Source organism: Streptomyces spongiae, from assembly GCF_009377185.1.
GTDB classification, from domain to species: domain Bacteria; phylum Actinomycetota; class Actinomycetes; order Streptomycetales; family Streptomycetaceae; genus Streptomyces; species Streptomyces spongiae.
The window spans coordinates 1-15,332 of the sequence record NZ_VJZC01000207.1; the positions used below are offsets into that span (position 1 = coordinate 1).

3 protein-coding genes are annotated in these 15,332 nt (G+C 72.0%); all 3 read left to right on the forward strand.

All coding sequences use genetic code 11. The annotated features are described in order from the left end of the window. Positions 1–20: 20 nt before the first annotated feature. Entirely contained in the window at positions 21–3,365 is a 3,345-nt protein-coding gene (locus tag FNH08_RS25365) for an SDR family NAD(P)-dependent oxidoreductase (protein WP_152773863.1), read from the forward strand. 74 nt (positions 3,366–3,439) lie between these two features. Next, complete coding sequence (locus tag FNH08_RS25370; RefSeq protein WP_152773864.1) at positions 3,440–14,824, forward strand: type I polyketide synthase; 11,385 nt, start codon at positions 3,440–3,442, stop codon at positions 14,822–14,824. An 11-nt stretch (positions 14,825–14,835) separates the two neighbouring features. Then, a partial coding sequence (locus FNH08_RS25375; protein ID WP_228034339.1) for a beta-ketoacyl synthase N-terminal-like domain-containing protein occupies positions 14,836–15,332 on the forward strand: 497 nt, incomplete at its 3' end.

Genomic DNA, 15,332 nt, shown 5'->3' on the forward strand with positions numbered 1-15,332 from the left:
AGGAAGGTGTCGGGCAGGTGATGGCGGCTGTGCGTGAGCGTGGTGGCCGGGTGACGCGTCTGCGGGTGTCGCACGCGTTCCATTCCCCGCTCATGGAGCCGATGCTTGAGGAGTTCACGAGGATCGCCGAACAGGTCACCTACCGCCGGCCTGTTGTCGCGGCGGCCTCGTCCGTCACCGGTGAGACCGTCGGCGAGTCCGACTGGGCCACCCCTTCCTACTGGGTCGAGCAGGTGCGCCGGCCGGTCCTCTTCCATGACGCCCTGCGCACCGTCACCGGATCGCTAGCTGCCGGGCGGCTGCTGGAGATCGGCCCGGACCCGGTACTGAGCGGGCTCACCGACCCGGAGTCCGGGCCGTCCTTCGCCGTACTGCGCAAGGGCCTGCCCGAGGTCGAGACCTTCCTCGCCGCCGTCGCCGAGCTGTACGTCCGGGGGGCCGACGTCGACTGGGCCGCCCTGTTCGCGGGCAGCGGGGCCCGTGACGTTTCCCTGCCGACGTATGCGTTCCAGCGGCAGCGGTACTGGTTGCAGCCGGCTCGTGCGGCTGCTGATGCGCGTGGTCTTGGTCTGGCTGCGACGGATCATCCGTTGCTCGGTGCGGCGGTCAGTGTGGCCGGTTCGGGCACGCTGTTGCTGACGTCGCGGCTGTCGGTGGGTACTCATCCGTGGCTCGCGGATCACGTGGTGGCAGGCAGTGTCGTGGTGCCGGGCACGGTGTTCGTCGAACTGGGTCTTCAGGCCGGTGACCGTGCCGGCTGTGGCCGGCTGGCCGAACTCGTGATCCAGGCGCCGCTGGTGCTGCCGCCCGACTCGGGCGTGACGGTCCAGATCACTGTCGAGCCGGCGGAGGCGGACGGTGGGAAGGGCAGGGCGCTGCAGGTGTATGCCCGACCCGATGACGCGGCTTCCGACCAGCCCTGGACTCTGCATGCCACGGGTGTTGTGGACGATGGGGGCGCGGGTCCCGCGGGGGCGGCCGGGTTGGGTTCCTGGCCGCCGGCCGGTGCCGGTGAGCTGGCTCTCGACGGTCTTTATGACGTGCTCGATGAGTCCGGGCTGTCCTATGGCCCTGGTTTCCGGGGCCTGGAGCGCGTGTGGGAGTCGGGTGATGACCTGTTCGTCGAGGCGGTCCTGCCTGAGCCGGTGGCGGGTGAGGTAGCGGCCTTCGGGTTGCATCCGGCGCTGTTGGACACGGTGCTGCATGCTCTGGCTGTGCGTGCCGGTGAGGGGCAGGGTGCGCTGTTGCCGTTTTCGTGGTCCGGTGTGTCGTTGTACTCGGTGGGTGCGGGTGTGGTGCGGGCCCGGCTGACGCCGTGCGGGGCGGATGCGTATTCGCTGTATGTCAGTGATGCGGTGGGTGCGCCGGTGGCGGTCGTCGACTCGCTGGCACTGCGTCCTGTGTCGGCTGCCGATGTGGTGCGGGCTGCGACGGGCCCGGACGGTCTGTTCCGTCTCGAGTGGGGCCCGGCGCCTGTTGGCCGTCGGCAAGAGAGTGCGTGTGCCGAGCATTGGGCGGTGGTCGGTGATGTGGAGACGGCGGCTTGGCGCGAGTCGGGCGTGCCGGTGAGGCATTATGCGGATCTTGCCGCTCTTGTTGGCGCTGTGGATGCCGGTGAGGTCGCGCCGTCGGTCGTCGGGCTGAGCGTGGCGGCGAACTCTGGTGATGTCCTGAGCCCGGTTGCTGATGTCCTGGGTGCCATGCGGACTTGGCTGTCACAGGAGCGATGGGCCAACACGCCTCTGGTCGTGCTGACCAGTGGTGCGGTTGCCCTGCATCCTGTCAGCGGAGCCGAGACGCCGGATCTGGCCGGTGCCGGGGTGTGGGGTCTGGTCCGGTCGGCGATCAGTGAGCATCCCGGGCGTGTGGTGCTGGCCGATGTCGACAGGACGGCCGCTTCGTACCGCGCGCTCGCCGAGCGGCTCTCTCCTCTGGATGAGCCGCAGCTTGCTCTTCGTGCTGGTGAGGTCTGGGTGCCGCGTCTGGTGCGGATGGTTTCCGGGGCCGGTGAGGCGCGGGTGCCGTCGCCGTGGAGCGGCGATGGGACGGTGCTGATCACGGGTGGTACGGGTGGTCTGGGTGCGGAAGTGGCCCGGCATCTGGTCACCGTGCATGGTGTGCGGGATCTGCTGCTGGTGTCCCGGCGCGGGATTGAAGCCCCCGATGCGGGTGAACTTGCCGGGCAGCTGGAGGAGTTGGGTGCGAGGGTCAGCGTACGGGCGTGTGATGTGGCTGACCGTGAGGCGCTGGCTGCTGTTCTCGAGGGTGTTTATCTGTCGGGTGTGGTGCATGCGGCGGGTGTCCTGGACGACGGTCTGATTGCGGATCTGACGGCGGAGCGGTTGGCGGGTGTGCTGGCGGCGAAGGCCGTATCGGCGCTGCATCTGCATGAGTTGACCGCTGACCGGAAGTTGTCGGCGTTTGTGTTGTTCTCGTCGTTCGCGGGTGTGGTGGGTAATCCCGGGCAGGCGGCGTACTCGGCGGCGAACAACGTGCTGGACGCGCTGGCGGTCGCTCGCCGGGCTCAGGGTCTGCCGGCCGTGTCGCTGGCATGGGGCATGTGGGAGACCGGTATGGGGGGCCGACTGGCGCAGGAGGATGTGACGCGGTTGCGGCGTGGGGGATTCACGCCTCTGGCCGTGGCCGAGGCGTTGGCGTTGCTGGACACGGCGCTTGCTGTCAATGAGCCACTCGCCGTCCCCGTCGCCCTGCGCACGTCCGCACTCGCGGCCGGAAGCGGCCAGGTGCCGTTCGTACTGCGGGACCTGGTGCCGACAGCCGGGCGGCGCTGGAGGGTTGCCGCTTCGGGTGGCGCCGCCGGCACTGGTTTGGTGGAGCGGTTGCGTGGTCTGGGCCCGGCGGAACGGGACCGTGTGCTGCTGGACACGGTGCTGACCGAGGTGGCCGGGGTACTGGGCCATGGGTCGGCCGGGGCGGTGGATGCGTCGCGCGCGTTCAAGGAGCTGGGCTTCGACTCGCTGACCGCGGTGGATCTGCGCAACCGACTGAACCGTGTGACCGGGCTGCAGCTGCCCGCCACCCTCATCTTCGACCACCCCACCATCCTGTCCCTCCGCGACCACATCAGCGCGGAACTGGCTCTCTCCGACGACGGTGACACGGCTTTTCTCATGGGCGAGTTGGACAAGCTCGGCACGGTCCTCGCCGAGACCGCGCCGGCGGCTGACGATGACACGCACGCGGCGATCGGTGACCGGCTCCAGCAACTGCTCGCCACCTGGTCGGCGGGAGCCACAGACGGCGGCAACCAGGACGCGGACGACGGCAACCGCGTCGAACTCGACAACGCCACCGACGACGAGCTCTTCGCGCTGCTCGACGACAAGCCCTGGGTGGCCGACTGACCGTTCGCCCCGGCGATCTCGGAACGCTCCCCCCTGATTCGGCTCTCCGCGCTCTTTCGAAGGACAAGGAACAGATGGCGAACGAGGAAAAACTCCGCGAATACCTCAAGCGTGCGATCGCCGACGCCCAGGACGCCCACCTTCGTCTGCGTGATGCCGAGGACAAGGACCACGAGCCGATCGCGATCGTCGGGATGGGCTGCCGCTTCCCGGGCGGTGTTGCCTCGCCGGAGGACCTGTGGGGGCTGGTGAGCGGCGGCGGGGACGGCATCACACCGTTCCCCGCCGACCGCGGCTGGGACATGGAGGCCCTGTTCGCCACAGACCCGGAGCGGGCGGCCGGCACCTCGGCCACCCGGGAGGGCGGCTTCCTGCACGAGGCCGCCGAGTTCGACGCCGAGGCGTTCGGCATCAGCCCTCGTGAGGCCCTGGCGATGGATCCGCAGCAACGGCTGCTGCTGGAGACGTCCTGGGAGGCCCTCGAACGCGCCGGGATCGATCCGCTGTCCCTGCGTGGCACGGCCACCGGCGTCTTCGCCGGGCTGATGTACCACGACTATGCCTCCCGGTTGCAGGAAGTGCCCAAGGACGTCGCCGGTTTGCTCGGCAACGGCAACGCCGGCAGCGTCTTCTCCGGCCGTATCGCCTACGTCTTCGGTTTCGAGGGCCCCGCCGTCACCCTCGACACCGCCTGCTCCTCGTCCCTCGTCGCCCTGCACCTCGCCTGCCAGTCCCTGCGCTCCGGCGAGTGCACGACGGCGCTGGCGGGCGGTGTGACGGTCATGGCCATTCCCGCCACGTTCGTGGAGTTCTCCCGGCAGGGCGGACTCGCCGCCGACGGGCGCTGCAAGTCCTTCGCCGAGGAGGCGGACGGCACCGGATGGGCGGAGGGCGCGGGCGTCCTCGTCCTGGAACGCCTTTCCGAGGCCCGGCGACTCGGCCACCCAGTGCTCGCCGTGATCCGGGGCAGCGCCGTCAACCAGGATGGCGCGTCCAATGGCCTCACCGCGCCCAACGGGCCGTCCCAGCAGCGTGTCATCCGCCGCGCGCTGGATGCCGCCCGGCTCACCACCGCGGACGTGGACGCTGTCGAGGCGCACGGCACCGGCACCCGGCTCGGCGACCCCATCGAGGCGCAGGCCCTGCTCGCCACTTACGGCAAGGGACGGGACGAGGACAACCCCCTCTGGCTCGGCTCGGTCAAGTCCAACATCGGGCACACCCAGGCGGCAGCTGGCGCGGCAGGCGTCATCAAGATGGTCATGGCGCTGCGCGCCCGCCACCTGCCGCCCTCCCTGCACGCGGAACGGCCCAGCTCCCACGTCAACTGGTCGGCCGGCGCCGTCCGGCTCCTCACCGAAGGCCGGTCATGGTCCGCCAACGGGCACCCCCGCCGGGCCGGCGTGTCGTCCTTCGGCATCAGCGGCACCAACGCCCACCTCGTGCTCGAGGAAGCCCCCGAACCCTCAGCCGACGAAACCGGGGACACCGGGGACACCGGGGACACCGGGAACACCGGGAACACCGGGAACACCAGTGGGGGAACCCACGACCTGCCCTGCGTCCCCTGGATCCTCACCGCCCGCGGCGCCACCGCGCTCAAGGCCCAGGCCGAACGCCTCGCCGCCCACATCACCGGATCCGACGCCTCCGCCCTCGACATCGGCCACAGCCTGGCCGCCGGGCGCTCCGTCCTCGACCACCGGGCCGTCGTCCTCGGCCCCGACCGCGCCACCTTGCGCGCCGCTCTCGACGACATCACCGACATCACCGACATCACCGGCATCACCGGCACTGCCGCAGCCGTCAAGGGCACGGTCACCGAGGGCCGTACCGCCTGGCTCTTCACCGGTCAGGGCAGCCAGCGCCCCGGCATGGGTCGCGAACTGTACGCAGCTCACCCCGTGTACGCCCGCGCTTTCGACGAGATCTGCGCCCTGCTCGACGCCGAACTCGACGGCGCACCCGGCTTCGACGCGCCCGTGCGCGACGTGTGCTTCGCCGACCCCGGCACAGCCGGGGCGGCTCTCCTGGAGCGCACCGGCTACGCCCAGACCGCCATCTTCGCCGTCGAAGCGGCCCTGGTCGCCCTACTGCGCGGCTGGGGGGCCGAACCCGACATCGTGATCGGCCACTCGATCGGCGAGATCGTCGCCGCGCACGCCGCCGGTGCCGTCGAACTCCCCGACGCCGTACGCCTGGTGGCGGCCCGTGCGCGGCTCATGCAGGCGCTCCCGGACGGTGGTGCGATGGCCGCGATCGAGGCCGACGAGACCGAGGCCACAGCACTCCTGGCCGCCACTGACGGCCCGGCGGTCATCGCCGCAGTCAACGGGCCGCGCGCCGTCGTGGTCTCCGGCACCGAGCAGGCCGTTGAGCAGGTCATGGAGGCGGCCCGCGAACGGGAACTGCGGGTGACCCGCCTTCGGGTCAGCCACGCCTTCCACTCGCCGCTGATGGACCCCATGGCCGACGAGTTCGCCCGGACCATCGTGGGCATCGGCCACCGCCGCCCCGTCATCCCCGCCGTCAGCACCCTCACCGGAGGGATCGCCGACGGCGACGACTGGGCGAGCCCCGACTACTGGGTACGGCAGGTCCGGGACGCCGTACGCTTCCATGACGCGGTGCGCACCGCCACCACCGAACTCGGCGTCACCCGCTTCCTCGAGATCGGCGCCGACCCCGTCCTCACGGGCCTCGTCCAGACCGCCGCTCCCGACACCACCGCCGTGGCCACTCTCCGCGAGGGCCGCGACGAATCCCAGTCGGTGCTGACCGCACTCGCCGAGATGTTCGTACGGGGCGCTGCCGCCGACTGGGCCGCCGTGTTCACCGGCACCGGCGCCCGCCGTACCGACCTGCCCACCTACGCCTTCCAGCGGCACCGCTACTGGCTCGACGCCCCCCGGGCCGCCGCCGACGCCCGAGGGCTCGGCCTCGGTGTCGCCGGACACCCGCTGCTGGGCGCCGCTGTCGCCGTCGCCGGCTCGGACAACGTCCTGCTCACCGCCCGCCTGTCCGCCGCCACCACCCCCTGGCTTGCCGATCACCTGGTCGGCGGACTCGCCGTCGTCCCCGGCACCGCCCTCGTCGAACTCGCCGTCCAGGCCGGCCTGCGCGTCGACTGCGACCACCTCGACGAACTCACCCTCCAGGCCCCGCTGATCCTCCCCGACCACGGCGCCGCCCAGGTCCAGATCGTCATCGACACCCCCACCCACGACGGCCGCCGCACGGTGCGCGTCTTCTCCCGCGCCGAGGACGCCGAGACCGAACAGGCGTGGACCCTGCACGCCACCGGCACGGTGAGCGACCGCACCACGCCCGACGACCCCTGGAACCTGCGTGCCTGGCCACCCGCCGAGGCCGAGCCCACCGACCTCGCCGGCCTCCACGACCGACTCGCCGACGTCGGCCTCCACTACGGCCCCGCCTTCCGGGGCATCACCCGCGTGTGGCGGAACGCCGACGACTGGTATGTCGAGGCCACCCTCCCCGAATCCGTCGCGGGCGAAGCCGCCTCCTTCGGCCTCCACCCCGCCCTCCTCGACACCCTGCTCCACGTCCTCGCCCTGCGCGGCGGCAGCGACGGGACCGCGCTCCTGCCGTTCCTGTGGTCCGGCGTGACCCTCACGGCCGTCGGCGCCTCGTCCGTCCGGGCCCGGCTGAGCATCCACGGTGAGGGCGAGATCGGCCTGCGCGTCGCCGACGCGACGGGCGAACCGGTCGCCGGCATCGACTCCCTCCTGCTGCGCCCCGTCTCGACGACCGCACTCGCCGCCCAGCAGTCGAGGCAGGGCGCCGAGCACCTCTACCGAGTGCAGTGGGCCCCCGGCGTGCCGACCGCGGCCGAGGGACATGCCGCTGACACCGTCGTCATCGGCGCGTCGCAGCATGGCCTCGACGTCCCGGTCCACCCCGACCTGGACGCGCTGCTCGCAGCCCTGGACGCCATGGCCGACACCCCGCGCAGGGTCCTGCTGCCCGTCGTCGACGGCCCCGTCGCCGACGTCCTCGCCTCGTCGCTGACCGTGGTGCGGCAGTGGCTCGCCGAACCGAGGCTCGCCGACTCCCGCCTGGTGATCCTGACCTCCGGCGCCGTCGCCGTGACCTCGGACGAGACCCCCGCCCCGTCCACCGCCGGCGTCTGGGGCCTGCTGCGCTCCGCCCTGAACGAGCACCCCGGCCGCTTCGCCCTCCTCGACGTCGATAACATCACCGACCTGACCTCCGTGGCCTCCCTGATCAACGACAACGCGGACCAACTCGCCGTGCGGAACGGCCAGGTATGGGTTCCGCGCATGGTTCGGATGGGGTCGGGCGGCGTGCTCGTGCCGCCGGTCGGCGCGGGTGCGGGCTGGCGGATGGACGTGGTGGCTCAGGGGCGGCTGGACGGGGTGGCCCTGATCCCCGAGGAGCCGCGCGCACTGCGGGCCGGTGAGGTGCGGGTGGCGGTGCGGGCCGCCGGCGTCAACTTCCGTGACGTACTGAACGTTCTCGGCATGTATCCGGGGGACGCGGGCCGATTGGGGCACGAGGGAGCCGGTGTCGTCGTGGAGGTGGCGCCCGATGTGACCGGCCTCGCCGTGGGCGACCGGGTGATGGGCATGCTGCACGGCGCGTTCGCTCCGACGGCGGTCACCGATGCGCGGTTGCTGGCCCGGGTTCCGCAGGGCTGGTCGTTCGAGCAGGCGGCGTCCGTGCCGATCGTGTTCCTGACCGCTTACTACGCCTTGGTCGACCTCGCCGGTCTGCGGGCCGGGGAATCGTTGCTGATCCACTCCGCCGCCGGTGGCGTGGGGATGGCCGCCGTGCAACTCGCCCGGCACTTCGGTGCCGAGGTGTATGCGACGGCGAGTGAGCCGAAGTGGCCCGTGGTGCGCGACCTGGGGATTGCTCAGGAGCGGATCGCGTCGTCGCGCACGACGGAGTTCGAGGAGCGGTTCCAGCCGGGTGTGGACGTGGTCCTGGACTCCCTGGCCGGGGAGTTCGTGGATGCCTCGCTGCGGTTGGTGCGTTCCGGTGGCCGGTTCGTGGAGATGGGCAAGACCGACGTTCGCGACGCCGAACAGGTGCGGGCCGAGCACGGAGTCGCGTACACGGCTTTCGACCTGATGGACGCGGGTCCGGACCGGATCTCCGAGATGTGGGCGGCCCTGCTGGATTTGTTCGAGCAGAGCGAGCTGCGGCCGGTGAGGGTGACCTCCTACGACCTGTCCAGGGTCCCGGAGGCGCTGCGGCTGCTGGGGCAGGCTCAGCACGTCGGCAAGGTCGTCATCTCGGTGCCGTCGCCGTGGGTCGGCGAGGGCACGGTGCTGATCACGGGTGGGACGGGTGGTCTGGGTGCGGAAGTGGCCCGGCATCTGGTTGCCGCACATGGAGTGCGGGATCTGCTGCTGGTATCCCGGCGCGGACCCGACGCTCCGGGTGCCGGCGAACTGAGCGCTGAGCTGACGCGGTTGGGTGCGCGTGTGGCCGTGGCCGCGTGTGATGTCTCCGACCGTGCGGCGCTGGGTGCCGTGATCGACGGCGTGGACCTGTCCGGTGTGGTGCATGCGGCCGGTGTGCTGGACGACGGTCTGATCGCTGACCTCACGCCGGACCGGCTGGCCAAGGTCGTGTCCGCGAAAGCCGAAGCGGCCCTGCACCTGCACGAGTTGACGGCTGAACGGCAGCTGTCCGCTTTCGTACTGTTCTCGTCGTTCGCCGGTGTGGTGGGCAATGCCGGTCAGGCGGCCTACTCGGCGGCGAACAACGTTCTCGACGCCCTGGCGGTCGTCCGTCGTGCGCAAGGTCTGCCTGCCGTGTCGCTGGCGTGGGGCATGTGGGCGACCGCGAACGGCATGGGCGGAACACAGGGCGAGGCGGAACTGGCCCGCATGGCCCGGCAGGGTTTCCCCGCACTGGAAACGGGCGAGGGCCTGGCTCTGTTCGATGCCGCGCTCGTCGTCAACGAGCCGGTCGCCGTACCCGTCGCCCTCCGTACGTCCGCCCTGGCGGCGGTACGCGAGAGCCTGCCCGGCATCCTGCAGGGCCTCGTACCCGCATCCGACCGCCGACGCCGCGCCGCCGACCAAGCGGGGGCGGGAGTTGCGGGAGGTCTGGCTCGCAAACTGGCCGAGTTCGAGCCGGCCGAGCAGGAGCGGCAGCTGCTGGACCTGGTGCAGACGCAGGTGGCGGCCGTGCTCGGCCACGCGTCCGCGGGCGCGGTCGACGCGTCCCGTGCCTTCAAGGACCTCGGGTTCGACTCGCTCACCGCCGTCGACCTGCGCAACCGTCTCGGCTCCGCCACCGGCGTCACGCTCCCGGTGACGGTCATCTTCGACCACCCGACCCCGGCCGCCCTCGCCGCCTCCCTGCGTGAGCAGCTTGTCGGAGCGTCGGCCGACGGCACGACGGAGGAGACGGCGCCGGGCACGGCCGCCCACGCCGACGAGCCCATCGCCATCATCGGCATGGGCTGCCGCTACCCCGGAGGTGTGGACTCGCCGGAAGCGCTCTGGGAGCTGGTGGCCGCCGGGGGCGACGGCATCACTCCGTTCCCCCTCGACCGCGGCTGGGACATGGAGACGCTGGAGGGCGTGGCGAGGGTCGGCGGATTCGTCGACGGCGCGACCGAGTTCGACGCCGAGTTGTTCGGGATCTCGCCGCGCGAGGCGCTGGCGATGGACCCGCAGCAACGGCTGCTGCTGGAGACCGCCTGGGAGGCCCTGGAGCGCGCCGGCATCGACCCACTCTCGCTCCAGGGATCGGCGACGGGCGTGTATGCGGGCGTGTCCGCCAACGGGTACGCCAGCGGTAGGGAGTACGACGACGCCGACCCGGAGACCGACGGCTACCTGCTGACGGGCAGTGCACCCAGCTTGGCGTCGGGCCGCCTGTCGTATGTGTTCGGGCTGGAGGGCCCGGCCGTGTCCGTGGACACCGCGTGTTCTTCGGCCCTGGTCGCGCTGCACCTGGCCGCCCAGGCGCTGCGAGCCGGTGAGTGCGACATGGCCCTGGCCGGTGGCGCCACCGTGATGGCGACGCCGGGCCTGTTCCTGGAGTTCGCACGGCAGGGTGGGCTGGCCGGTGACGGGCACTGCAAGTCGTTCGCCGACAGCGCCGACGGGACCGGCTGGAGCGAGGGCGGGGGAGTCCTCGTCCTGGAGAGGCTGTCCGACGCCCGCCGCAACAACCACCCGGTCCTGGCGGTCGTGCGGGGCAGCGCCGTCAATCAGGACGGGGCCTCGAACGGGCTCACCGCGCCCAACGGACCGTCGCAGCAGCGCGTGATCCGCCAGGCCCTCAAGGCCGCCCGTGTTTCGCCCGCCGAGGTGGACGTGGTCGAGGCACATGGTACGGGCACCCGGCTGGGTGACCCGATCGAGGCGCAGGCGCTGCTGGCGACGTACGGGCAGGCGCGCACCGACGACCAGCCGCTGTGGCTCGGCTCGGTCAAGTCGAACGTCGGGCATGCCCAGGCGGCGGCCGGCGCGGCAGGCGTCATCAAGATGGTCATGGCGCTGCGCGCCCGCCACCTGCCCCGGACCCTGTATGTGGACCGGCCCTCGGAGCACATCGACTGGGATTCCGGAGCGGTACGGCTCCTGACCGAACCACGGGACTGGGAGACCGTCGGGAACCCGCGCCGGGCCGGCGTGTCGTCCTTCGGCATCAGCGGCACCAACGCCCACCTCATCCTGGAGGAGGCTCCTGCCCCCGACCCCGTGAACGGGCAGGAGCCGGCCGGCGTGCGGAGCCCTGTGTCGGAGGCCGCCGGCACCGGCCCTGCTCTCGTGCCCTGGGTGCTGTCCGGCCGTACCGACCGGGCGACCCGAGCCCAGGCCGCGCGGCTGACGCACTTCCTCGCCTCCGCAGACGGGCCGGCACCCGGCGATGTCGCGTACGCGCTGGCGACGACCCGTGCCGTGCTGGACCACCGCGCCGTCGTGCTCGGTGCCGACATGGACCAACTGCGCTCCGGCCTCGGCGCGTTGGCGGCCGACGGCACACCCGCCACGGGCCCCGCCATGGTCGTGACCGGCACCGTCGGTGAGGGCCGTACGGCGTGGATGTTCACCGGCCAAGGCAGCGGGCGGCCCGGGATGGGGAGGGAACTCCACGCCGCCTACCCGGTGTTCGCGCAGACCCTGGACGCCGTGTGCGAGCTGTTCGAAGCCGAACTCGGGCCCGACGCCGGCTTCTCGCAAGCGCTGCGGGAGGTACTCCTCGCCGACGCCGACGCGCAGGACGGCGCCGGTCCGCTCAACGCCACCGGTTACGCGCAGTCTGCCCTCTTCGCCCTGCAGGTGGCCCTCGTCGAACTCCTCAGGTCCTGGGGCATTCGCCCCGATCTCGTGCTCGGCCACTCGGTGGGCGAGTTCGCCGCCGCCTACGCCGCGGGAGTCTTCGAACTCCCGGACGCGGTACGCCTGGTGGCGGCCCGTGCCCGCCTGATGCAGGCGCTGCCCGAGGGCGGCGCCATGGCCGCCGTGGAGGGCGGGGAGGCCGAGGTCACGGAGCTGCTGAAGGGGCTGACCGGCAACGGGCAGATCGCCGTCGCCGTGGTCAACGGGCCGTCGTCCGTGGTGGTTTCCGGCGACGAGCAGCTGGTCGTCGAGACGATGGACGTGGCGCGCGGGCAGGGCCGCAGGGTGTCCCGGCTGCGCGTCAGCCACGCCTTCCACTCGCCGCTGATGGACCCGATGCTCGCTGACTTCGCCACCGCTGCCGAGACGATCGCCTACCGCCGCCCGGCGGTCCCCGCCGTGAGCACCGCCACCGGCGAGCCCGTCACGACGCAGTGGGCGTCCGCCGCCTACTGGGTGGACCAGGTGCGACGTCCGGTGCGCTTCCACGACGCGCTCACCACGGCCATCGGCGACCAGGGTGCCACCCGGCTGCTGGAACTGGGTCCCGACCCCGTCCTGACCGCGCTCGCCCGGTCCGCCTCGGACGGGCGCGTCACCGCGGCAGCCGCTCTGCGGGCCGGCCGACCCGAGGCCGAGACGCTGCTCACGGCCGTGGCCGACCTGTTCGTCCGCGGTATGAAGACCGACTGGGCCGCCGTCACGGCCGCCGCCGATCCCACCGCCGACGCAGCCGGCCGGCCCGTCGACCTGCCCACCTACGCCTTCCAACGGCGCCGCTACTGGCTCCGCGACCGCCGGGCACAACGGCCGACCGCCGCCCAGCAGACCGGCACCGACACCGGTTTCTGGAACCTTGTCGACGGCGGCGACTCCGCCGCGCTCGCCGACCGGCTCGGCGTCAGCCCCGACGCCTCCCTCGACTCGCTGCTGCCGGCGCTGTCCGACTGGCGCAGGCGGCAGAGCGAGGAGTCCGAACTCGCCGCCTGGCGCTACACGGTCACCTGGAAGCCGGTCGGTGTACCGGCCGCCGCGCTCACCGGCACTTGGCTGGTCGTCGCCCCGGAGCAGGTGACGGCCGAACAGGACGGCCTCGTCGAGCAGTGTGCGCAGACCCTGCGGGACTCCGGCGCACAGGTCGCCGTCCTGACCGTCGGCAGCCACGACAGCCGGAGCGCGCTCGCCTCCCGGCTGCGCGAACTGGCCCCGGACGGTGCGTTGTCGCTGCTCGCCTGGGCCGACGAGCAGCCCACGGGAGACGGGCAGTCGCCCGCCGCGACCAGCCTGACCCTGCTGGTCGCCCAAGCCTGGGTCGACGCGGCCGGCGGAACCGGCGCGCCGCTGTGGTGCGCGACCCGGGCCGCGGTGTCCGTCGGCGCCGGTGATCCGCTCCAGCACCCGGCGCAGGCACAGCTGTGGGGGCTCGGGCGCAGCGTCGCCCTCGAACACCCCGACATCTGGGGCGGGCTGGCCGACCTGCCGTCCCGGCCCGGACAGCGTGACCTGACCCGGCTCGCACAGTTGCTCGCCCACGGCCGTTCCGCCACCTGGTCCGAGGACCAGCTCGCCCTCCGCGCGGGCGGAGTCTTCGCCGCGCGCTTCGTCCGGGACGACCGCCCCGGCACCACCCACTCAGATCCGTTCCCGGCGGCAGCCGACGGCATCACCCACCCGGAACCGTCCCAGGCGGCAGCCGGCGGCATCCGCGGCACCGTACTGATCACCGGCGGCACCGGAGCCCTCGGTCGGCACCTCGCGCGACGGCTCGCCGAGCGGGGTGCCCGGCATCTGTTGCTCGCCTCCCGGCGCGGCGCCGGCGCACCGGGCGCCACCGAACTGCGCGACGAGCTCGCCGCGCTCGGCGCCCGCGTCACCCTGGCTGCCTGCGACCTGACCGACCGCGACGCGGTCGGCGCCCTGATCGACGGGATCGCCGAGGACGCTCCGCTGACCGGCGTCGTGCACGCGGCCGGCATCCCTGCCAACGGCGTCCTCACCGACCTCACTCCGCGTCACCTCGCCGAAGCCCTCGCCGGCAAGGCCCAGGCTGCCGACCTGCTGCACGAACTGACCGCCGACCGGGACCTGGGGCTCTTCGTCCTGTTCTCCTCCGTGACCGGCGTCCTCGGCAACGCCGGACAGGCGGCCTACGCCGCGGCCAACGCGCATCTCGACGCGCTCGCGCAGCACCGCCGTGCCCTCGGTCTGCCGGCCACGTCCGTGGCCTGGGGGCCCTGGGCCGGCGATGGCATGGCCGCCGAGCAGGCCGCCGAGGAACGCATCCGCCGCTCCGGACTGCGCCCCATGCCGTCCGAGGGGGCCCTCGCCGCACTCGACCAGGTGATCGCCGACGACCGTCCCTGCACCGCCGTGGTGGACGTCTCCTGGGACCGCTTCGCCACCGCGTTCGCTCTCATCCGTCCGAGCGCTCTGCTCGCCGATCTTCCCGACGCGACGAACGCCACCCGCAGCGCCCCTGGCACGGCCACCGAGGCCGGCGAACTCGTCGGACGACTGCGCGGCCTGCCGCCCGGCGAACGCGAGCGTGCCCTGGGTGACTTCGTGCAGTCCCGCGTGGCGGCTGTGCTCGGCCACGAGACGCCGGCCGCGATCGATGCCGACCGTGCCTTCAAGGACTTCGGCTTCGACTCCCTGACCGCCGTCGACCTCCGCAACCAGCTGATGGCCGCGACCGGCCTCCGCCTCGCGACCACCCTCGTCTTCGACCACCCCACCCCGTCCGCCCTCGCCCGCCACCTGCACACCGAACTGTTCCAGCGCGACACCGCGGGCGCCTCCTCGCAGGACGTGACGGACCTAGACGAGGCACGCGTCCGCCGCGTCCTCGCCTCGGCCCCGCTCACCCGGCTCCGCGACGCCGGGCTCCTGCCCGGCCTGCGCACCCTGCTCGCCGAGGCGGAGGAGGCGGAACGGCGCCTCGAGGACGAGAACGCGATCTGGTCCGGCGACAACCCCGACGACGACACCCTGATCGCCGACCTCGCCGTCGACGACCTGGTGAACCTCGCACTCGGCGACGCGACCGACGCCGCCGACCCCGGGGCCGACGGCGACTCCGGCTTCGACTCCGACGAACGAGACTGACAGAGGCAGCGATGAGCGCACCGTACGAAAAGGTCGTCCAGGCCCTGCGGAAGTCCGTGGAGGAGACCGAGACGCTGAAGAAGCGCAACCGCCAACTCGTCGCGGCCTCCCGTGAACCCGTCGCGATTGTGGGTATGGCGTGCCGTTTTCCTGGTGGTGTTTCGTCTCCGGATGAGTTGTGGGAGTTGTTGGCGGCTGGTCGTGGTGGTGTGGTCCCGTTTCCTGGGGATCGTGGGTGGGATGTTGATGGGCTTTATGACCCTGTTCCTGGGCGGCCTGGGCGTTCTTATGTGAATGTGGGCGGGTTTTTGTCGGGTGCTGCGGAGTTTGATGCGGAGTTGTTCGGTATTTCGCCGCGTGAGGCGTTGGCGATGGATCCGCAGCAGCGGTTGTTGTTGGAGACGTCGTGGGAGGCGTTGGAGCGGGCGGGTGTGGATCCGGTGTCGGTGCGGGGGTCGGTGTCGGGTGTGTTCGTGGGGACGAATGGTCAGGATTATGTGTTGGCGTC

What these genes read in the sequence shown, in the direction of transcription:
- FNH08_RS25365 (WP_152773863.1), top strand. Translation starts at nt 21, where the DNA reads ATGGCGGCTGTGCGTGAGCGTGGTGGCCGGGTGACGCGTCTGCGGGTG.
- FNH08_RS25370 (WP_152773864.1), top strand. Translation starts at nt 3,440, where the DNA reads ATGGCGAACGAGGAAAAACTCCGCGAATACCTCAAGCGTGCGATCGCC.